Below are 20,759 nucleotides of genomic sequence, written 5' to 3' on the forward strand. Positions count from 1 at the left end.
GTGGTCGTACAACCAAGCGGTCAGAAACACCTCACCTCGGCTTCCGCCTGGGCACGCCTCAAATCATTCACGGCCGAGTTCGCCTGCTCCGAGGTGCGGAACTGGACGCCGAGATTGCCGCGGACCTGGGACATGCTGAGCGCGGTTTCTGCGGTAACGTAGCGCTCATAGGACACGATCGAGGCCACCACGTCGATCGAGCAGGAACATTGTTCGATCGCCTGCCGGCTCTCGCCATTCGCCTTCATGCAGCCATAGACATACTCGGCACGCGCCGACGTCGGATAATCATTGGCCTGTTCAGCCTGCGCGGCGAGCGCGGTCGCAGCCCACACCGCCAATGCGGCGACAATCGGTCGTAGCTGTCCGGCCAGATTCATGAGCGTCCTCCCGCTGGTTGCGACGGAAGCTATGCTATGCGTATTGTCCTGAAAAGCACTTCTGTCAGAGGAAACGGCTCACAACGTGATGAGAACATTTGGTGGATCATTGGCGCTCGCGGTGGCGCTGGCGCTGACGCTAACCGGGCCCGGCCGCGCCGCGGATACGATTCGCCTTGCGGTGCAGAAGACCGGAACATTCTCCTGGGAGCTGGCCGCGATCCGCGCCAACGGCCTCGACAAGGAGGCCGACCTGTCGCTCGACGTCGCCGAGCTTGCGAGCCCCGAGGCCGGCAAGATCGCGCTGCGCGCCGGCAATGCCGACATCATCCTCTCCGACTGGCTGTGGGTGTCTCGCGAGCGCACGCTTGGCGCCAAGCTCACCTTCTATCCCTATTCCAGCGCGCTCGGCGCGGTGATGGTGCCGGCCTCCTCGCCGATCAAGTCGCTCGCCGACTTGAAGGGCCGCAAGCTCGCCGTCGGCGGCGGTCCCATCGACAAGAGCTGGCTGCTGCTCCAGGCGCGCATGAAGCAGGACGGCATCGACCTGAAATCGGAGGCGACCATCGTCTATGGTGCTCCGCCTCTGCTCGCCGCCAAGGCGCTCGACGGCGAGATGGATGCGAGCCTCAATTTCTGGAATTTCTGCGCACAGCTGGAGGCCAAGGGTTTTAGACGCCTTGCCGGTATCGAGGACATATTGCCGAAACTCGGCGCCAAGGGCGCGGTCTCCGCGGTCGGCTATGTCTTCGACGAAACCTGGGCGGCAAGTCATCGCGATGCGGTGGCGCGCTTCATCGCGATGACCCGCAAGGCCAAGCAGCTGCTGGTGACCTCCGATGCCGCCTGGGACAAGATCGCACCGCTCACCGGCACGAGCGATGCCACCCTGCTCAAGACTTATCGCGAGCGCTATCGCGACGGCATTCCGCGCCGGAGCATCGATGACGAAGAAAGGGACGCGCGCGTGCTCTACCGCGTGCTGGCCGAGACCGGCGGCCGCGACCTCGTCGGCCCGGCTGCCGAGCTCGATCCCGGCACGTTCTTTCACGCAGTTGCCGGGGAGTGAGGTGCTGCGTCTTCTGTCGTTTGCCCTGTTGCTCGCGATCTGGTGGATCGCCGCCCTCTTCGTCGGCGCCGCGAAGCTGCCCTCCCCGCCCGCCGTGCTCGACGTCGTCGTCGCGGAAGCATCGAGCGGCGCGCTGTTCCTGCATCTCGGCGCAACGCTTGCCCGCGTAAGCCTCGCCTTCGTGCTGGCGATGTCGCTCGGCAGCGCCATCGGCTATCTGATGGGACGGGTGAAGCTCGCCGACCGGCTCGGCGATCCCTGGCTAATCCTGCTCCTGAACCTGCCCGCGCTGGTCGTGATCGTGCTGGCCTATATCTGGGCCGGGCTCACCGAAGCCGCAGCGATCGCGGCGATCGCCATCAACAAGTTGCCGACCGCCATCGTCACCCTGCGCGAGGGCGCGCGCGCGCTCGACCGCTCGCTCGACGAGATGGCGAGCGTGTTCGCGATGCCGCGCTGGCGCGCTTTCCGCCACGTCGTGCTGCCGCAACTGGCGCCCTATATCGCAGCCTCAGCCCGCTCCGGATTGTCGCTGGTGTGGAAGATCGTGCTGGTCGCCGAACTCCTGGGGCGACCCAACGGCGTCGGCTTCGAGATCGGCGTCGCCTTCCAGCTGTTCGACACGCCGCGGCTGCTGGCCTATTCGCTAACCTTCGCCGCCGTCGTGCTCGTGATCGAGACCGCGCTGGTGCAACCGTTCGAAGCCCGCGCAACACGATGGCGACCCCGTGCGGCTTGAGGTCGATATCACAGGCAAGAGGTTCAAGAGTGCCGCGGGCGGGACGCAGGAGGTGCTCGCGCCGGTCAGCTTCGCGCTTCAATCCGGCGAGGTCGGCGTGCTGATCGGACCGTCCGGCTGCGGCAAGAGCACGATGCTGCGCATTATCCTCGGCCTCGACCGCGATTTCGAGGGACGCGTCTCGCGCCCGCCGGAAGCGCGGATCGGTATGGTTTTCCAGGAGCCGCGGCTGCTGCCATGGCGCTCGGTCGAGCAGAATGTGCGGCTTGCGGCACCCGATGTCACCGACGCCAAGCTCGCCGAGCTGTTCAGGATCCTGGAGCTGGACGCGCATCGCAGTCATTTTCCAGGCGAGCTGTCGCTTGGCCTCGCCCGGCGCGTCGCGCTCGCTCGCGCCTTTGCCGTCGAGCCTGACCTGCTCGTGCTCGACGAGCCCCTCGCCTCGCTCGACGACGCACTCGCCGGCCGTTTGCGCGACGAGATCGCGACGCTGGTGGCGCGCCGTCCGGTGATGACGTTGCTCGTCACCCACAGTCTGGATGACGCGATCCGGCTCGGCGACCGCCTGTTCTTGCTGTCGCCGCGACCGGCGCGCATCGTGCGCGAGGTGCCGATTGCCATCCCGCGCGCGGAGCGCAGCGAGGCCGAACTCGGCAAGATCAGGGCCGAGCTCGCGGCGTTGCAGCTTGAATCGCAATGAGAACTCATGGTCAATTGGACCAACGACATCTTCGCGGGAGGGTCATCATGCGGCGTACGCTGATTGCGATCGGCATCCTGTTGGTTGCGATGCCGGGCGCGGCGCTCGCCCAGGCCAAGGGCAAGGGTATCCGGCTCTGGAATCTGACGACGGAGGCGATCTCCGGCTTCCAGCTCTCCCCGGCCGGGAAGACCGAGTGGGGGCCGAACCAGTGCCTGAACGACAAAGACAAGGAGGTCGACCACGACGAGCGGCTGCGCATCACCGGCGTCGAGCCCGGCCGCTACGACGCCAGGGTCAGCTATCCCAATGCGCGGCAATGCATCGTGCGCGACATCGAGATCAAGGCGGATGCGGTGTTCTCGATCGCCGACAAGGATCTGAAGGACTGCAGCAAGTAACGGGGGCTGCGTTACGAGCGTTATCCCCTCATGGTGAGGAGCGCGGAACGCGCGTCACGAACCATGCAGGCCCGTCTGTCGCCCTGCGGCCATCCTTCGAGACGCTTGCTTCGCAAGCTCCTCAGGATGAGGACCTAAGCCAGTCGCGACCGGCAACGCAGCTCAGGGCTTTACGCCTTGTCGTTCGGATGCGGATATTCGCAGCGCCACCGCACCGCCTGCCACTTCGGATGGTCACCAATCCATTGCGCGATATAGGGCGGCGCAGCCATCGCGCATTGCGTCGGCGACCCCGCATAGTTGAACACCAGATGTTGCTCCTCGCAGGTCGCTGGCGAGAGCAACGCACACACAGTCACCACCAGGTCGATCGGATTCATGCCGGGATCCTCGCAGAGGCGATGAAGTTAGCACAAAAGATTACGTTCCGATGAGCGGGAAGTTTCAATCCGGCCGCCCGAAATAAAGCGGGAATTGCCTGTCAACTCTCCCCGAGCGCTAGAAATTAACTCCAAAGACCAGCCTTGCCTGGTGGCGCTCGAAATTGACGAGGTCGAGATTGCCGCCCGATCCGACCGGCCGGCCCCATGCCTGCATGCTCCAGCTCATGGTCAGGCGCGAGCGCTCGGAAAGCTGGAAATAAGCGGTCGGACCGACGAAGAGCGCCTGTCCTGCGAACTCGCCGAGGCCGATGCCTTCGTACTGCCGGAAGTAGCGCACCTCGCCGCCGAGCAGCACATCGGGCCGCACGCGCACCAGGCCGGCGAAGGCCGCGCCGATGGTCGAACTCTTTTCGGACAGTCCCGCCATTTCGAAACGCGCCCATTCGGGTTGATAGATCAGGTTGAGCGCCCCGATGGCGAAGTTCGGGATCAGCTCGCGATCGAAGGCGAGCGTGAAATCGGTACCGTACATCCGCCCTTTTGCTCCAGAAGTCTCGTCGATGCGGTCGCCATGGAGTTCGGCGGCGACGGTCAACCCGAATGGCGCGCGCTCGCGATCGAGCAGGCGATAGCGCAGGTCGAGCGAAGCGCCCTGAAAATTGAACTGGCGGCGGTCGCCGATGTCGGGGACGCCGGTGATGTCGTGCAGGGTGGCAGTGCCGCCGACCTCGATGCGAAAGTTCGGCAGCGGCACGATCTCGATCTCGACCTCCTGCGAGAGGGCGCGATAGGTCCCGCCTCCTTTGCCGAATCGGCCTGTCGTCTGAGTCTGGAATTCGCGCTCGCCGGGATTGCCGACATCGGTACCGATCATGAAGCCGAAGATGTGTTCGGTATCGAAGCCCTCTTCGGCGCGGACGCATGCCGGCGCGAGCGCGACGGTGCAGGCGGCTATGGTCCAGAATGTAAGGGCTCTCGCGCGCATCCCCGACACTACCACGGCTTCGACGGTGGTTGCCATCGAAGCCGCGGCAGGTCGTCAGTCTTACTTGTGGTCTTACTTGCGCAAAGCGCAGGCGTACATGTTGATTTCCATGCCGACCGGCACTTCCACGATCTTCGGAGCTTTCCAGGCCATTCGGGGACTCCCAAGGGATTGAGCGCGACATCGCGCCGGCGAAAACCTAGGGCTGCGTCAGCCACAGCGCAAGTCTGGAATCGCACCGTTGACACAGCGAACTGTCGCATCGCGCTTGCAAATTTCTCTCTCGGGCAACTCGCCTTCGCTCCCAGTCAAGCGGCGCGGTTCTCACCGCAACAAGCGCAGCAGCGCGCGACCGGCGCGCGAGTTCAGCTCCTTCGCATCCAGCGTTCCATCCTTGTCGGGATTCGCCGCGTTGAAGCGCTGCTCCACCACCGAGAGATATTCGTCGAGCGTGAGAGTCCCGTCGCGATCGGGATCGGCGGCGGCGAGTTCTTTCGCTGTTAACCGTCCGCGCAATTCGCGGGCGTCGAGCGTGCCGTCGTGATCGGGATCGAGCTTGGCGAACAACGCCGCCGCCGCCTTCTTCACCTCGGCAAGATCGAGGGTGCCGTCATTGTCGGTATCGAACGTCTTGACCGCGTTGCCGGAGGCCGACCATGCCGGACCGGACAGCAGTGCAATCGTGAGCGCAAGTGCAACAGAGCGACGCGATATCATGAAAACCTCCCTCACCAAGAGCTCCGATTCGAACCGGATCGAAACGACATAAGTCCACAAGCGAGCCTCGGTTCAAGTCCCGAATTGCAGCCTGCGCACCGCACAACTTGCAGAACCCGTCGGCGCGACCGCTGCCGTGGCGCACGCGCTCTGCTCCATGCCGCGGAATTTCTTCAGCGCCTGCGCACAAGTGAGAGTTGCTTTGTCAGGTCTCCGTCAGGTGACGGCATCCCGCGCCGCCTACCATATCGGCATCGCAATTACGACTTTCGTATTGACGCGTTTTGCATTCGGGCGGAGTGTTGCTGTCGCAGCGTCAATAGGCGCGCATATTGGGAGGGACGGATGAAACGCTTTGCGATGGCCGCGAGCCTCGTCATGCTTGCATCGACTTGTGCAAGTGCACAAACCAGCGAGCAGCTGGTCAAAGGCGCGACCGATACATCGAACGTTCTCAACTACGGGATGGGCTACAATCTTCAGCGTTTCTCGACGCTGAACCAGATCAACAAGGACAGCGTCAAGAACCTTGTCCCGGTCTGGAACTACTCTTTCAACGACGATCGCAGCGAGGAATCGCAGCCGCTGGTGTACCAGGGCGTGATCTACGTGACGTCGCACAACGCGACCATGGCGGTCGACGCCAAGACCGGCAAGCAGATCTGGAAATCCAAGGTCGAGTATCCTGCCGAAACGCCGCGCATCGTCTGCTGCGGCATCATCAATCGCGGCGCAGCACTCTATGAGGGCAAGGTGTTCCGCACCACGCTGGACGCCAACGTGATCGCGCTCGACGCCAAGGACGGCAAAGAGCTGTGGCGACAGAAGGCGGCCGATATCAAGGAAGGCTATTCGATGACGGTGGCGCCGCTGGTCGCCGACGGCGTCGTGATCACCGGCATCTCCGGCGCCGAGTTCGGCACCCGCGGCTTCATCGACGGCTGGGATCCCGCAACGGGCAAGCACCTGTGGCGCACCCATTCGATCCCCTCTCCGGATGAGCCCGGCGGCGACACCTGGAAGGGCGATACCTGGAAGCTCGGCGGTGGCTCGACCTGGATTACGGGCTCCTATGATCCCGAGCTGAACACGGTTTACTGGGGTATCGGCAATCCCGGACCGTTCAACTCGGCGGTACGCCCGGGCGACAACCTCTACACCTGCTCCGTGCTGGCGATTGATTCCAAGACCGGCAAGATCAAGTGGCACTACCAGTTCTCGCCCAACAATCCGTTCGACTATGACAGCGTGGCCGAGATGGTCCTCGCCGATATGAACGTCGAGGGCAAGCCGACCAAGGTGTTGATGGACGCCAACCGCAACGGCTTCTTCTACGTGCTCGACCGCACCAACGGAAAGCTGCTCGCGGCCAATCCTTACGTGAAGGTCAACTGGGCGACGGGAATCGACATGAAGACCGGACGTCCCATCGAGACCGACGTCTCGAAGGATGCGCGTGAGGGCAAGAAGGTGACCGTCTATCCGTCGATCCTCGGCGGCAAGAACTGGGAGCCGATGTCGTTCAATCCGCAGACCGGCCTCGCCTACGCCAACACGCTCGCCTTCGGCGGCAGGTACAAGACCGAACCCGCCACCTTCAAGCAGGGTGAATGGTATCTCGGCATGGACCTCACCGATCTCTGGGAATGGGGTGACGGCCCGCGCGGTCATCTGAAGGCGATCGATCCCATGACCGGCAAGGCGAAGTGGGAAGCACCCAGCGACATCCCGCGCTTCTCCGGCGTGCTGTCGACCGCGGGCGGTGTCGTGTTCTCGGGCGCGCTGACCGGCGAGTTCGAGGCCTTCGATGCCGATACCGGCAAGAAGCTCTGGCAGTTCCAGACCGGCTCGGGCATCGAGGGACAACCGGTGACCTGGCAGCAGGACGGCGTGCAGTATGTCGCCGTGACGAGCGGCTATGGCGGCGTCTACTCGCTGTTCTCCGGCGACGAACGGCTGGCCAAAGTCCCGCCCGGCGGCTCACTTTGGGTTTTTGCGGTCAAGCAATAACCACGGCACGATGCTGAGAAAGCTATCTCACAAGACGGTGGCGATCCTCGCCGCCGTCGCGGTGCTGACGGTCGCGCTTGCGGCGACCGTTCGTGCCGCGGATGATTCAACCGGCAATCCCGTGCAGGCACAGATCGACCACGGCAAGTCGACCTATGCCGAGAAATGCTCGCACTGCCACGGCCCCAACATGATGAACCCCGGCACCATCACGCCGGACCTGCGCGCCTTCCCCGACGACAAGACGCGCTTCGTCACCACCGTGAAGAACGGCAAGAACAACAAGATGCCGCCCTGGGCTGACATTCTCAGCGACGAGGAGATCGGGAATCTCTGGGCCTTCATCTCGAGCCGGAGAAAACCATGAGGCGCTGGCTGGCCGTTTGGAGCATTGCCGCGATTCTCGCGGCGGCGGCCGCAGCTGCACGCGCGGCCGACGATCCGCTCAAGATTTGTCTCGACGAGGTCAGGCCGCCGCTCTCCGTGCATCACAAGGGCAAGCCCGGCTCGGGTTTCGACGTGCTGCTGGCGCAGGCGATCGCCGACCGGCTCGGACGGCCGCTGACGATCCAGTGGTTCGAGAGCAAGCTGGACGAGGATTCGAGCCCGCAGCTCGAGGCCAATGCGCTGCTGTCCGATGGGCGTTGCTCGCTCGTCGGCGGCTACGCGCTGACGACGGACTCCCTCGTCAAGCCCGGCATGAAAACGGCGCGCTTGCCGGATTTTGCCGGCGCCACGCGCGACGACCGGCGCCGCCGCGTCGCGCTCGGCGTGCTCGCGCCGAGCCAGCCCTATGTCTACTCGCCGATGACGGTCGTGCTCGGGCCGAAGGCGCGGGGTCGCAACATCGGCGATATCGGAGATCTCGCCGGCCTGCGCCTCGTCATCGAGAGCGGCTCGCTCGGCGATGCGATCCTCATGACCTTCGACAAGGGGCGCCTGATCGACGACATCACGCATCTCGTCCCCGGCCGCGATGATCTCCTCGGCGCACTTGCCCGTGGCGATTATGACGCGACGCTGATCGACCTCGGCCGCTTCGACGCCCATCGCGCCGCGCACCCCGACACGGCGATCACCGCGTCCGGCTATTACTATCCGATCGGGGCCAATCGCGGCTATGTCGGGCTGGCCAGCGATCCCGCACTGCTCGACGCCGTCAACAAGGCGCTGACCGGGCTTGCTGCCGAGGGCAAGATCGCCGAATTCGGCACACAGGCGGGGCTGAGCTATCTGCCGCCGCGGGAGCCTGCGATCCTTGGCGACGTCTGGTTGAAGATCATTCAGCGCTAGTGGACAGCTGGCGCACCCAGCGCGGCCCTTCGAATGCGCCAATCTGTCTCGCCAGCCACCCATGGCAGAGGCGACCCGATGCAGTACCGTCGGCGACAACCCGGGAGAGAATCATGTCCGCAAAACTCGATCGCCGCCGCTTCATCGCCGCCGGCACCACCACACTCGCGATGCCTTTCGTCTCGCGTGGCGCCTCGGCGCAGGCTGCGTGGCCATCGCGGCAGATCCGCATGATTTGCAGCTATCCCGCCGGCGGACAGACCGATCTGCTCGCGCGCGCCTATGGTGAATTCATTGCCAAGCAGGTCGGAAAGACCGTCGTCGTCGAGAACAAGCCCGGTGCCGCCGGCGCGATCGGGACGGCGGAGGTCGCCCGCGCAGAGCCCGACGGCCACACAATCCTGTGCTCGATCTCGACCACCTACATCATGAACCGGGTGGTGATGAAGACTCCCGGCTACGACATGGACAAGGATTTGACGCTGGTCAGCGTCATTCCGGGCGCCGGCCTGTTGCTGGTGGCGAACCCGAAAACCGGCGTCAAGACGCTGGAGGATTTCGTCGCCTTTGCGCGCAAGAGCGGCAAAGTCAACTTCGGCACCTATAGCGCGGGCTCGGCCCCGCATATGACGGTCCACGAGCTCAACAAGCAGTATGGCCTTGCCATCGAGCCGATCCACTATCGCGGCGAAGCCCCGATGTGGACGGGCATGCTGGAAGGTACGCTCGATGTGGCCATGGGCAGCTACACCGCAGCGCAATCGGTCTTGCAAAGCGATCGCGGCACCGTGTTCGCGGTGCATTCGAAGAAGGTCGACGCCATCCCTGATATCAAGACCCTCCCCGAGCAGGGCGCGACGTCGAAATTCTTCACCGTCAGCGGCTTCTCCGGTTGGGCCGTGCCGAAAGCGACACCGCAGCCGGTCGTCGACCGCCTGGCGGAGCTTTGCGTCGCTGCCAACAGCGATCCGAAGGTGAAGGAGGTTCTCAACACGTTCGTGCTCGAACCCGCGATCGGCTTCAAGGAAACCAACGCCCTGTATCAGCGCGAGCTGCCGATCTGGATCGAGAGCGCGCGATCGCTCGGCCTCGAACCCGCCTGAACCGCGAGGCATGACGCCCTTCGCAGCGCGGCGTCCGACCAAAGCCTAGTGCCGGAAGCGCATTTTCCCGCTATGATTGTGCGACGCTGGCGGGAAGGTCTCGCCGGCGCGGACGAGAAAGGCCGATCCCATGACACCGGATGGCGTTGCCGTAGCCGTCATGATCATCCTACTCTTTCCGATGGGCTATTTCACCCTGGCGTCTCCGGCCTTCCTGCTGGTGAAGCTGGATATCCAGCCCGTCGCCCAGCTTTTGCGCGGAATGTTCAATGCGCATTTTCTGGTGATGCGCGTTGCCGGAATCATCGGAGCGGTCGCTTTCCTGCTCGACGGTCGTCTGGTCGCAGCGATGGGCGTTGGCCTCCTTGCAGCCTTGGCGATCTATGGGCGCCGCTGGTTCATGCAACAGATGGACGAACAGCTCAGCGCCAGGGACGCCGGCGATGCCGAGGCCCCGCGCCGGCTACGCCGACTGCATTGGAGTGGAATGCTGGGCAACGCGGTGTTGCTCGTCGCTCTCCTGACCAGCATTCCCTACATCGCCATATCGGCATGAGAGACATCGCGGGCGCGTGACGGTCAACCGTCGCGTCGACTCCGAACCTGGCGTTTGCCTAGTGCTCGTCCGCCGCAACCGCGCCCTGTTGCGCCTTGTGGATCGAGGACGGCACTACGCCGAAATATTTCCGGAACACCCGGCTGAAATGCGATGAGCTGGAGAAGCCCCAGGAGAACGCGACGTCGGTAATGGTCTTGCCGGCGTGGGCCTCGAGCTCCTGGCGGCAATTCTGAAGACGCGCCTGCCAGATGTAGTCGCTCACCGTGGTGCCGCGCTCCGAGAACAGCATGTGCAGATAACGCTTGGAGCAGCCCAGTTCGCCGGAGATCTGGTCGATGCACAGATCCGGATCGCGCAAATGCTCGCGGATGAAGAATTGCGCGCGCACATAGGTCGCTTCGGGTCCGACGCGATCGAGCATCGTGTCGGCCTCGCGCAGCGGCAGCAGCAAGAGGTCGATCAGCGAATCGGCGACGCCGACCGCACTGTTCGCCGACAGCTTGGCCGCCTCGTCGAAGGTCGCATGGACGAAATCATGGGCGATGCGCCCCGTCCCCGTGCGTGAGGTCAATTTGCAGGCGGGCATTCGCTGCGACGGGAATCCACGGTCGCGCAGCAGCGCCTTCGGCACGATCACCACGTCATGGCGCGTGAAAGCGGGACTGATGATCGAATGCGGACAGGAGACGTCATAGGCGATGATGTCGCCCGGGTTCAGCTCGATGTGGCGGCCTTCCTGCTCGAAATAGGACACGCCGTAAGTCTGGAAGTGGATCTTGATATACGGGTGTTCATTGGCCTTGGCGCGCGCCAGCGTGTGCGCGATGCGATGTTGGCTGACCTCGATCTGGCAGAGCTTCAGACGCGAGACGCTGGTGTAGTCGATGCGGCCTTCGAGCGAAGACGCTTCCAGCGGATCTACGTCGAAATGCCCACACAGGCTGGTCAGCCCGTCGATCCAGCTTTGGATCTGACGTTTCGGCGTCATGCCCGTCGTCGAGAGCGTGTGAATCGTGTCGGACATTAATCCAGCCACTGGTTTGATCCGGAGATTTGACGCGAATCGCGAGCCGCGCTGCCGGAGCCCTGAACCGTGATTGCGTGACGTTTACCTCGATTTTGAGCGATCTTCTAGAACGAGCGCCATCGTTCCATTGCCACCCTTGTAAGTTAATCCTCCGCCTTAGTTGCAGCGCCGTCAAGCGGAACCTGAGCGGTGAAGGCGCTGCCAAAGCGTTGCGGAAGCCGCTGAATTCGCTACTGCAAAATCAAAAACTTCCGACCCGTGCGCTGTCAAGCAAACCAGCTTCTCTCTTGGGCAAGTTTCCCGATGACGAAGTCGTTAGGGATTGTATCAGGAACAACAAGAACGGGCCGCTCCGCACGTGGACCCGTGGCTCTCATCAGGAGGAGGAAACACCACAGCATCGTTTCTGGTCCAATCGTGACCGCCCTGCACGAGCAGACGCCGGACGAAAAGCCCGGCGATTAAGCAATGCTTCGGAAACAATAAACGAGACCAATGGAGGAATGACTATGCGCAAGGTACTACTCGCGGCCTATCTTGGCTCCGCGGCGGCTCTCGCCGTCGGCAGCGCGTCGGCCAACGACGAAGTGCTCAAGATGTCGCAGAACCCGAAAGACTGGGTGATGCCGACCGGCGACTACGCCAACACCCGCTATTCCAAGCTGAACCAGATCAACGCACAAAACGTAGGCAAGCTCCAGGTCGCCTGGACCTTCTCGACCGGCGTGCTGCGCGGCCACGAAGGCGGCCCGCTGATCATCGGCAACATGATGTACGTCCACACGCCGTTCCCAAACAAGGTCTACGCTATTGACCTTTCCAATGAGAACAAGATCGTCTGGAAGTACGAGCCGAAGCAGGATCCGAACGTAATCCCAGTGATGTGCTGCGACACGGTCAACCGCGGCCTGGCCTATGGCGACGGCAAGATCTTCCTGCATCAGGCCGACACCACGCTCGTCGCGCTCGATGCCAAGAGCGGTCAGGTGGCATGGACCGCGAAGAACGGCGACGCCAGCAAGGGCGAGACCGGTACTTCGGCCCCCATGGTCGTCAAGGACAAGGTGCTGATCGGCATCTCCGGCGGCGAGTTCGGTGTTCAAGCCCATATGACCGCCTACGACATCAAGACGGGCAAGCTGGCTTGGCGCGGCTACTCTGAAGGACCGGACGATCAGATCCTGGTCGACGCAGAGAAGACCACCGCACTCGGCAAGCCGGTCGGCAAGGACTCGAGCCTGAAGACCTGGCAAGGCGATCAGTGGAAGATCGGCGGCGGCGCCACCTGGGGCTGGATCTCCTACGACCCCGAGCTGAACCTCGTCTATTACGGGTCGGGCAATCCCTCGACCTGGAATCCGAAGCAGCGTCCCGGCGACAACAAATGGTCGATGACGATCTGGGCTCGCAACCCTGACACCGGCCAGGCCAAGTGGGTTTATCAGATGACGCCCCACGACGAGTGGGACTATGACGGCGTCAACGAGATGATCCTCTCGGACCAGGCCATCAACGGCCAGCCGCGCAAGCTGCTGACGCATTTCGATCGTAACGGCCTCGGCTACACGCTCGATCGCGCCACCGGTGAGCTTCTGGTCGCCGAAAAGTACGATCCGAAGGTGAACTGGACCTCCGGCGTCGACATGGACAAGAACTCGCCGACCTACGGCCGCCCGAAGGTGCTCGATGCAGCTTCGACCGACAAGGCGGGCGAGGACCACAACGTGAAGGGCATCTGCCCGGCCGCGCTCGGCACCAAGGACGAGCAGCCGGCAGCCTACTCGCCGGACACGCAGCTGTTCTACGTTCCGACCAACCACGTCTGCATGGACTACGAACCGTTCAAGGTGAGCTACACCGCGGGTCAGCCCTACGTGGGCGCAACGCTCTCGATGTATCCGCCACAGGGTGAAACCCACATGGGCAACTTCATCGCCTGGGACGGCAAGACCGGCAAGATCGTCTGGTCGAACAAGGAGCAGTTCTCGGTCTGGTCGGGTGCGCTCGCAACCGCGGGCAACGTGGTGTTCTACGGAACGCTCGAAGGCTACCTGAAGGCAGTCGACGCCAAGACCGGCAAGGAGCTCTACAAGTTCAAGACTCCCTCCGGCATCATCGGCAACGTCACCACCTATGAGAACGGCGGCAAGCAGTATGTCGCAGTGCTCTCCGGCGTGGGCGGCTGGGCCGGCATCGGTCTGGCGGCAGGCCTGACCGATCCGACCGCCGGTCTCGGCGCCGTCGGTGGCTACGCGGCGCTCAGCAACTACACGGCACTCGGCGGTACGCTGACCGTGTTCTCGCTGCCCAACTAGGCCTCTCAGCATCGCTCCGGCGCGTGGATCAACTCCACGCGCCGGCTCGTCTCACCGAATGCCTTCCGAGGAAAATCTCTTGCGTAAAATCTGCTCTGCCATTGCTGCGATGTTCTTGGTCGCGTCCGGGGGAATTGCCGTCGCTGACGGATCAGGTGACCCGACTGCCGTCAAGCAGAACGAAACCGGCGAATGGTCCGACAAGGAAGGCAACCCAACCTACAAGATCACCGACGGATCCGTCGACTGGTACACCTATTCCGGATACCGCCGCTATCACTCGGATTGCCATGTGTGTCACGGCCCGGACGGCATGGGCTCGACCTACGCCCCGGCGTTGAAGGATTCGCTGAAGACGATGAGCTATGCCGATTTTCTCGGCGTCGTCGCCTCCGGCCGCAAGAACATCTCGACTGCTGCAGAGAACGTGATGCCGGCCTTCGGCGATAACCCGAACGTCGCCTGCTACATGGACGATCTCTACGTCTACCTGCGCGCCCGCTCCAACGAGGCCTGGGGCCGCACAAGACCCGGCAAGCACGAGGACAAGAACGACGCCTATACCAAGAACGAAGATTCGTGCATGGGCAAGAAATGAACGTGCGGAGCCCGACCAGGACCTGGATCTGGGCGCCCTGCTGGAATTTAAGGAGCTTAAGATGAAGACACGTGCCGCCGTCGCTTTCGAAGCCAAGAAGCCGCTCGAGATCGTCGAAGTCGATCTGGAAGGACCAAAGGTCGGCGAAGTCCTGGTCGAGATCAAGGCGACGGGCATCTGCCATACCGACGCCTACACGCTCGACGGCTTCGACAGCGAGGGAATTTTCCCGTCGATCCTGGGCCATGAGGGCGCGGGCATCATCCGCGAGATCGGTGCTGGCGTGACCTCGGTGAAGCCGGGCGACCATGTCATCCCGCTCTACACGCCGGAATGCCGGCAATGCAAAAGCTGCCTCAGCCAGAAGACCAACCTCTGCACCGCGATCCGCGCGACGCAGGGCAAAGGCGTGATGCCCGATGGTACCAGCCGATTCTCCTACAAAGGCAAGCCGATCTACCACTACATGGGCTGCTCGACCTTCTCGAACTTCACCGTGCTGCCGGAGATCGCGGTCGCCAAGATCCGCGAGGACGCGCCGTTCGACAAGAGCTGCTACATCGGCTGCGGCGTCACCACGGGCGTCGGCGCCGTCGTTAACACCGCCAAGGTCGAGCCGGGCTCCAACGTGGTCGTGTTCGGCCTCGGCGGCATCGGCCTGAACGTGATCCAGGGCGCCAAGATGGCTGGCGCGGACAAGATCATCGGCGTCGACATCAACGACTCCAAGGAGGAATGGGGACGCCGGTTCGGCATGACCGACTTCGTCAATCCCAAGAAGATCACCGGCGACATCGTCCCGCATCTCGTGACCCTGACCGACGGCGGCGCCGACTATACCTTCGACTGCACCGGCAACACCACAGTGATGCGCCAGGCGCTGGAAGCCTGCCATCGCGGCTGGGGCACCTCGATCATCATCGGCGTTGCCGAATCCGGCAAGGAGATCGCGACCCGCCCGTTCCAGCTCGTCACCGGGCGAAACTGGCGCGGCACCGCCTTCGGCGGCGCGCGGGGCCGCACCGACGTGCCGAAGATCGTCGACTGGTACATGAACGGAAAGATCCAGATCGACCCGATGATTACCCACACGCTCAAGCTCGAAGACATCAACAAAGGCTTCGACCTGATGCATGAGGGCAAGTCCATCCGTTCAGTCGTCGTGTTCTAGTTCGAAAAGCGTCACCCCAAGGAGGATCGACCCATGACTGTTGCACTCCATCCCTCGATCGATAACGGCATCAAACAGGGCAGCGGCAGCTTCGCCGGCGGCACGCTCGCATGCAAATGCAAGGACCATCAGGTCAAGGTCGCCGTCAAGGGCGACGTCGCGCATAATCACGCCTGTGGCTGCACCAAGTGCTGGAAACCGCAGGGGGCGAATTTCTCCGTCGTCGCCGTGGTACCCCGCCAGAACGTCACCGTGCTCGAGAACGGCGACAAGCTCCAGATCGTCGATCCATCGGCGACGATCCAGCGCTACGCCTGCAAGGCCTGCGGCACGCACATGTACGGCCGCATCGAGAACAAGGATCACCCGTTCTACGGCCTCGACTTCATCCACCCCGAACTGTTCCAGGAGCAGGGTTCGCAGGCGCCGCAATTCGCCGCCTTCGTCTCGTCGGTGATCGAATCGGGCGTGAAGCCGGAGCAGATGGGCGGAATACGGGCTCGGTTCAAGGAGCTTGGACTTGAGCCCTATGACTGCCTGTCACCGGCGCTGATGGACGCGATCGCGACCCACGTGGCGAAAGCCAAGGCCGCTTAAGCAAAGGCCGCCTGAGCAAAGGTCGCCTGACGTTTGCTGCGCCCCGTCCGCTCGCGTTCCACCACACCCAGCGAGCGGACGGAGCCGGCCCGGGACAATCGCGGCGATGCCGCCGCTTTTCAACTGCACTTGTGTGGGGACCGTCAACTCCCTCAGTCCTGGTCTCTGAATGACTGCGCAGGGCCGCCGGCTTCCGGCTTGAAGTCCGCGGCCTGCGTTTCTCCCTCCCTCGACTGAGGCATCCTGCTTCGTCCGCACAGGTCTTCTGGCGGACGAAGCTCTTTTTTTAGTGCGCCCATCTCGAGAGGCGCGCGGCGCGATGGGGCGCCCTGCTTTTGACAAACCTTCGTTGCAATCTTTTCCCGTCGAGAACAGCTGATTGGAAAACACTTGGCTGTGAACGCCAGACCGAAGCGATCCTGCTACGATCGCGTCGTGACGATGCCGCGCGAAATTCAATAATCAAGAACACGACGGGAGGTATCGAGCACATCCGGACATGACATTGGCATTCCTCTGAGTCCTGCCGGGATCTGCCCGCGCGGGAGGACGGCTGGAACGCGACGCCGCGCAGCGGGCGTTCCACCGACCGGCATCTGGAAAATCTGAAATCGGCAAGCTTATGAAGAGCGAGGGACGATCATGATCAAGGTGAAGATCAATGGCCAGGAACAGAGCTGGGACGGCGACCCGGATCTCCCGCTACTCTGGTTCCTGCGCGACGAGGCCGGGCTGACCGGCACCAAGTTCGGCTGTGGCCAGGCCCTGTGCGGCGCCTGCACCGTTATCGTCGACAAGGAAGCCGTGCGCGCCTGCATCACGTCGATCAACGACGTCGCCGGCCGCGAGATCACGACGATCGAGGGACTGCATCCGAACGGCGATCACCCGGTGCAGAAGGCCTGGCGTCAGGTCAACGTACCCCAGTGCGGCTTCTGCCAGGCGGGCCAGATCATGCAGGCGGCTGCGCTGCTGATGGACAACCCGAAGCCGTCGCACGACCAGATCCGCGAGGCGATGTCCGGCAACATCTGCCGCTGCGGCTGCTACCAGCGCATCGAGAATGCGGTCCATCTCGCATCGACGGGAGTGTGACATGAATTTCATCGACAACCCGAAGAAGCTTCGTGGCTTCGAGAAGAACATCAAGGTCGAGAAGGTTTCGCGCCGCAGCATCCTGAAGGGGCTCGGCATCACCGGCGGCTTTGTGCTCGCGGCGCCCGTGATGTCGCGCCAGGCGTTCGCCTACGAGACCGGCGCCGGCAAGATGCCGCACGGCGTCGTGGTCGATCCGCGCGTATTCGTCGCGGTCGCGCCCGACGGCACCGTCACCATCCTCGCCCACCGCGCCGAGATGGGAACGGGCGTGCGCACCAGCCTGCCGCTGATCGTGGCCGAGGAGATGGAAGCCGACTGGTCACGGGTCAAGGTGGAACAGGCCCATGGCGACGAGGTCAAGTTCGGCAACCAGGACACCGACGGCTCGCGCAGCACGCGGCATTATCTGATGCCGATGCGCCAGATCGGTGCCTCCGCCCGTACCATGCTTGAGCAGGCCGCCGCGAAACGCTGGGGTGTGCCGGCAACCGAGGTCAAGGCCGTCAATCACGAAGTCGTCCACAGCGCGACGAGCCGCAAGCTCGGGTTCGGCGAGCTCGCAGCCGACGCTGCCAAGGAGTCGGTCCCGAGCATCGAAGGGCTCAAGCTGAAGGACCCCAAGGACTTCCGCTATCTCGGCAAGGGCCAGATCGGCATCGTCGATCTCCATGACATCACCACCGGCAAAGCGCGTTACGGCGCCGACGTGCGGCTGCCTGGCATGAAGTATGCCGTGATCGCGCGCCCGCCGGTGACCGGCGGCAAGTTGGTCTCGTTCGATCCGGACGCGGCGTTGAAGGTCCCGGGCGTGGAGAAGGTGATGGAGGTGCGCGGCTGGCCGTGGCCGTCGAAATTCCAGCCGCTCGGCGGCGTTGCCGTGATCGCGCGCAATACCGGCGCGGCGATCAAGGGTCGCGACGCGCTGAAGCTGACCTGGGACGATGGCGCCAACGGCAAATACGATTCCGTCGCCTACCGCAAGGAGCTCGAGGAGGCCTCGCGCAAGCCGGGCCTTGTGGTGCGCCAGGAAGGCGATGCCGAGGCTGCTCTGAAGGGCGCCGACAAGGTCGTCGTCGGCGAATATTATCTGCCGCATCTTGCTCATGTCAGCATGGAGCCGCCGGTGGCGGTCGCCGACGTCAAGGGTGACAAGGCGGAGATCTGGGCGCCGGTGCAAAGCCCGGGCGGTACGCGCGAGGACGTCGCGAAGACGCTCGGCATTCCCGAGGGCAATGTCACGGTCAACGTCACGCTGCTCGGCGGCGGTTTCGGCCGCAAGTCGAAATGCGACTTTGCGCTCGAGGCCGCGTTGCTGTCGAAGGAGCTCGGCGTACCCGTCAAGGTGCAGTGGACGCGCGAGGACGACGTCCGCCACGATTTCCTGCACACGGTCTCCGTGGAACGGATCGAGGCGGGGCTCGACAAGAGCGGCAAGGTGATCGCTTGGCGCCATCGCAGCGTGGCCCCGAGCATCGCCTCGACGTTCGCGGCGGGTGCAAAGCATGAGGCGCCCTTCGAGCTCGGCATGGGCCTCGTCGACATGCCGTTCGAGATCGCTAACATCTCCTGCGAGAACCCGGAAGCCGCGGCGTTCACCCGCATCGGCTGGTTCCGCTCGGTCTCGAACATCCCGCGCGCCTTCGCGGTCCAGTCGATGGTGGGCGAGATCGCCCATGCGACCGGCCGCGACCAGAAGGAGACGCTGCTCGCGCTGATCGGGAGCCCGCGCATCGTCAAGCCCGCCGTGAAGGACATGTGGAACTACGGCGAGCCCTTGGACAGCTATCCGATCGACACCGCGCGCCTGCGCAAGGTGGTCGAGCTGGTCGCCGAGAAGGGCGAATGGGGCCGTCAAGTGCCGAAGGGCCATGGCCTCGGCATCGCCGTGCACCGCAGCTTCGTCAGCTATATCGCGACCATCGTCGAGGTGGCCGTCGACGACAAGGGCAAGCTGGCGGTGCCGCGGGTGGACACCGCCATCGACTGCGGCACCTATGTCAACCCCGAGCGCATCGCCTCCCAGATCGAGGGCGCGGCGATCATGGGGCTCAGTCTCGCCAAATACGGCGAGATCACCTTCAAGGACGGCAAGGTGCAGCAGAAGAACTTCGACGACTTCCAGGTCCTCAGGATCGACGAATCCCCTGCGGTGACCAACGTCTACATCGTGCCGCCAGGACCCGACACGCCGCCGAGCGGCGTGGGCGAGCCTGGCGTCCCGCCATTCGCGCCGGCGCTGATGAACGCCATCTTCGCCGCGACCGGAAAGCGCATCCGCAGCCTTCCGCTCGGCAAGCAATTGGAAGCGTAAAGGCGGGAACACAAGGCGGCCTCGCGCCGTTTGCATCGATCTGACAGGAGCAGATCGATGACCCATATCCCAAAGGCGCTCGCAGTCTCGTTGCTGTCGAGCGCCTTTCTTTTGACGGCCACTGGCGCATACGCCCAGAGCAACACCACGCCGCCGACAACGGCGACGCGCCCCAGCACGCCGGACCAGAACTCGCTGCCCAACGCCAATGCCACGCCGCCCTCGACCACCCAGACTACCGGACAGCACAATCCCGATCCCAAGGTTCGCGAGATGAACCAGAAGGAAAAGGACAAGGTCGAGCGCGAGGGGAAGTAGCGATCTGAGCATCGGCGTTTTGACATCGCGAATATCGGCTCTACTTCTTCGCCGAAGCGCATCGATGTGCCCTCTTTCCTTGCGGGAGAGGGCAGCGACGCCAGTTGCCACGATCACGCGTGGGTGGGGGGTATGCCTGCGCGGGTCCGCACATTGAGACGCGCGGATAGAACCCCTCATCCGGCGCTTCGCGCCACCTTCTCCCGCAGGGGAAGAAGGGACAACGCCCACGCAAAATGCGGCGGACGTTACCGTCCGCCGCATTTGCCCCCTGACACTCCGCTTCTTTCGATCCGCCAGCGGGGCCTATTTCTTCAGCGCGAACACCCAGATCACGCCGCCCTGCGGCACGTTGGCTTCGATGCCGATATTGTTGGTCACGAGGGCATCCTGGATGCGCTGCGCATCCACGCCCCATCCCGACTGGATCGCGATGTATTGCGTACCGTCGATCTCATAGGACACCGGCATGCCCATGATACCGGAATTGGTCTTCTGCTCCCACAGCAGCTCGCCACTCTTGGCGTTGAAGGCGCGGAAGTTGCGGTCGTTGGTGCCGCCCACGAAGACGAGATCGCCCGCGGTCGCCGTCACCGATCCGAACAGCTGCGATTTCGGGAAGTTGTGTTGCCACATCTTCTTGCCCGTAACGGGGTCCCAGGCCTGGAGCTCGCCGAAATGATCCGCCCCGGGCTTCGTCTTCAGCCCGATGTCCTCCGGCTTGGTGCCGAGCCAGAGTTCGCCGGGCTTGAGCGGAACCTTCTCGCCGGTGAACCCGCCGCAGAAATTCTCGTTGGCGGGCACGTAGACGAGGCCGGTCTTCTGGCTGTAGGCCGCCGAGGGCCAATCCTTGCCGCCCCACAGCGACGGACAGAACTCCACGCGCTTGCCGACCATCGGCTTGTGCGCGGGATCGACGACCGGCCTGCCACTCTCGGCGTCGATGCCCTTCCAGACGTCGGTGGAGACGAACGGCCAACCGGCG

Annotated in this window: 23 protein-coding genes; 16 read left to right on the forward strand and 7 right to left on the reverse strand. The window is 63.5% G+C overall.

Translation table 11 applies throughout. From position 1 onward, the window contains the following. Positions 1-20: 20 nt before the first annotated feature. Positions 21-380 (reverse strand): hypothetical protein, encoded by a 360-nt coding sequence (locus IVB32_RS05095; protein ID WP_018460292.1) that lies wholly within the window; start codon positions 378-380, stop codon positions 21-23. Positions 381-468: 88 nt separating this feature from the next. Here IVB32_RS05095 and IVB32_RS05100 point away from each other — a divergent pair, with 88 nt between their 5' ends. From IVB32_RS05100 to IVB32_RS05115, 4 genes are read left to right on the forward strand one after another with little or no spacing between them, the layout of a single operon-like run. Further along, positions 469-1,449, forward strand: coding sequence for an ABC transporter substrate-binding protein (locus IVB32_RS05100; RefSeq protein ID WP_204513979.1), 981 nt, complete (start codon positions 469-471; stop codon positions 1,447-1,449). A gap of 1 nt (position 1,450) precedes the next feature. Continuing rightward, positions 1,451-2,188: an ABC transporter permease subunit gene (locus tag IVB32_RS05105; protein ID WP_018460294.1), complete on the forward strand. Its 738-nt coding sequence runs from the start codon at positions 1,451-1,453 to the stop codon at positions 2,186-2,188. After that, on the forward strand, positions 2,178-2,888 hold the full coding sequence (locus IVB32_RS05110; RefSeq protein WP_018460295.1) for an ABC transporter ATP-binding protein: 711 nt from the start codon (positions 2,178-2,180) through the stop codon (positions 2,886-2,888). The genes IVB32_RS05105 and IVB32_RS05110 overlap by 11 nt, the downstream gene beginning before the upstream one ends. Before the next feature lie 47 nt (positions 2,889-2,935). Then, on the forward strand, positions 2,936-3,289 hold the full coding sequence (locus IVB32_RS05115) for a hypothetical protein (protein ID WP_018460296.1): 354 nt from the start codon (positions 2,936-2,938) through the stop codon (positions 3,287-3,289). Between the two features lie 170 nt (positions 3,290-3,459). On the opposite strand, the gene IVB32_RS05120 is transcribed toward IVB32_RS05115, so the two are convergent. From IVB32_RS05120 to IVB32_RS05135, 4 genes are all read right to left on the reverse strand, one after another. After that, on the reverse strand, positions 3,460-3,669 hold the full coding sequence (locus IVB32_RS05120) for a hypothetical protein (RefSeq protein ID WP_018460297.1): 210 nt from the start codon (positions 3,667-3,669) through the stop codon (positions 3,460-3,462). A gap of 118 nt (positions 3,670-3,787) precedes the next feature. After that, on the reverse strand, positions 3,788-4,693 hold the full coding sequence (locus IVB32_RS05125; RefSeq protein WP_247368972.1) for a hypothetical protein: 906 nt from the start codon (positions 4,691-4,693) through the stop codon (positions 3,788-3,790). Between the two features lie 36 nt (positions 4,694-4,729). Next, the gene (gene pqqA, locus IVB32_RS05130; protein WP_018460299.1) at positions 4,730-4,810 is read right to left on the reverse strand and encodes a pyrroloquinoline quinone precursor peptide PqqA; all 81 of its coding nucleotides are present in this window, start codon (positions 4,808-4,810) and stop codon (positions 4,730-4,732) included. Between the two features lie 171 nt (positions 4,811-4,981). Continuing rightward, positions 4,982-5,374, reverse strand: a complete 393-nt coding sequence (locus IVB32_RS05135; protein WP_026233996.1) for an EF-hand domain-containing protein — start codon at positions 5,372-5,374, stop codon at positions 4,982-4,984. 345 nt (positions 5,375-5,719) lie between these two features. On the opposite strand from IVB32_RS05135, the gene IVB32_RS05140 reads away from it, so the two are divergent. The 5 genes from IVB32_RS05140 to IVB32_RS05160 all read left to right on the forward strand — a co-directional run bounded on the left by IVB32_RS05140 (position 5,720) and on the right by IVB32_RS05160 (position 10,336). Further along, complete coding sequence (locus IVB32_RS05140) at positions 5,720-7,384, forward strand: methanol/ethanol family PQQ-dependent dehydrogenase (protein ID WP_247368970.1); 1,665 nt, start codon at positions 5,720-5,722, stop codon at positions 7,382-7,384. A gap of 10 nt (positions 7,385-7,394) precedes the next feature. Then, positions 7,395-7,751, forward strand: a complete 357-nt coding sequence (locus IVB32_RS05145) for a c-type cytochrome (RefSeq protein ID WP_018460302.1) — start codon at positions 7,395-7,397, stop codon at positions 7,749-7,751. Next, positions 7,748-8,677 (forward strand): transporter substrate-binding domain-containing protein, encoded by a 930-nt coding sequence (locus tag IVB32_RS05150; RefSeq protein ID WP_018460303.1) that lies wholly within the window; start codon positions 7,748-7,750, stop codon positions 8,675-8,677. The genes IVB32_RS05145 and IVB32_RS05150 overlap by 4 nt, the downstream gene beginning before the upstream one ends. A gap of 113 nt (positions 8,678-8,790) precedes the next feature. Then, the gene (locus IVB32_RS05155; RefSeq protein WP_085384845.1) at positions 8,791-9,780 is read left to right on the forward strand and encodes a tripartite tricarboxylate transporter substrate binding protein; all 990 of its coding nucleotides are present in this window, start codon (positions 8,791-8,793) and stop codon (positions 9,778-9,780) included. Positions 9,781-9,910: 130 nt separating this feature from the next. Continuing rightward, on the forward strand, positions 9,911-10,336 hold the full coding sequence (locus tag IVB32_RS05160) for a hypothetical protein (RefSeq protein WP_085350671.1): 426 nt from the start codon (positions 9,911-9,913) through the stop codon (positions 10,334-10,336). Positions 10,337-10,394: 58 nt separating this feature from the next. On the opposite strand, the gene IVB32_RS05165 is transcribed toward IVB32_RS05160, so the two are convergent. Then, complete coding sequence (locus IVB32_RS05165; protein ID WP_007601369.1) at positions 10,395-11,363, reverse strand: helix-turn-helix domain-containing protein; 969 nt, start codon at positions 11,361-11,363, stop codon at positions 10,395-10,397. A gap of 512 nt (positions 11,364-11,875) precedes the next feature. Here IVB32_RS05165 and xoxF5 point away from each other — a divergent pair. The 7 genes from xoxF5 to IVB32_RS05200 all read left to right on the forward strand — a co-directional run bounded on the left by xoxF5 (position 11,876) and on the right by IVB32_RS05200 (position 19,774). After that, complete coding sequence (gene xoxF5 / locus IVB32_RS05170; protein ID WP_018460306.1) at positions 11,876-13,681, forward strand: lanthanide-dependent methanol dehydrogenase XoxF5; 1,806 nt, start codon at positions 11,876-11,878, stop codon at positions 13,679-13,681. A 109-nt stretch (positions 13,682-13,790) separates the two neighbouring features. Continuing rightward, complete coding sequence (locus IVB32_RS05175) at positions 13,791-14,279, forward strand: c-type cytochrome, methanol metabolism-related (RefSeq protein WP_007601366.1); 489 nt, start codon at positions 13,791-13,793, stop codon at positions 14,277-14,279. Between the two features lie 61 nt (positions 14,280-14,340). Further along, a complete protein-coding gene (locus IVB32_RS05180; RefSeq protein ID WP_018460307.1) occupies positions 14,341-15,450 on the forward strand; it encodes an S-(hydroxymethyl)glutathione dehydrogenase/class III alcohol dehydrogenase in 1,110 nt (369 codons plus the stop codon). A gap of 33 nt (positions 15,451-15,483) precedes the next feature. Continuing rightward, the gene (gene gfa, locus IVB32_RS05185) at positions 15,484-16,047 is read left to right on the forward strand and encodes an S-(hydroxymethyl)glutathione synthase (protein ID WP_018460308.1); all 564 of its coding nucleotides are present in this window, start codon (positions 15,484-15,486) and stop codon (positions 16,045-16,047) included. Between the two features lie 642 nt (positions 16,048-16,689). Then, positions 16,690-17,142: a (2Fe-2S)-binding protein gene (locus tag IVB32_RS05190; protein ID WP_007601363.1), complete on the forward strand. Its 453-nt coding sequence runs from the start codon at positions 16,690-16,692 to the stop codon at positions 17,140-17,142. 1 nt (position 17,143) lies between these two features. Then, positions 17,144-19,456 (forward strand): molybdopterin cofactor-binding domain-containing protein, encoded by a 2,313-nt coding sequence (locus IVB32_RS05195; RefSeq protein ID WP_085384846.1) that lies wholly within the window; start codon positions 17,144-17,146, stop codon positions 19,454-19,456. A 57-nt stretch (positions 19,457-19,513) separates the two neighbouring features. Then, positions 19,514-19,774, forward strand: coding sequence for a hypothetical protein (locus IVB32_RS05200; protein ID WP_018460310.1), 261 nt, complete (start codon positions 19,514-19,516; stop codon positions 19,772-19,774). A gap of 306 nt (positions 19,775-20,080) precedes the next feature. Here the strand turns inward: IVB32_RS05200 and IVB32_RS05205 are convergent. Continuing rightward, a partial coding sequence (locus IVB32_RS05205) for a PQQ-binding-like beta-propeller repeat protein (protein WP_247409943.1) occupies positions 20,081-20,759 on the reverse strand: 679 nt, incomplete at its 5' end.

This window comes from Bradyrhizobium sp. 23, assembly GCF_023073295.1.
GTDB classification, from domain to species: domain Bacteria; phylum Pseudomonadota; class Alphaproteobacteria; order Rhizobiales; family Xanthobacteraceae; genus Bradyrhizobium; species Bradyrhizobium canariense_D.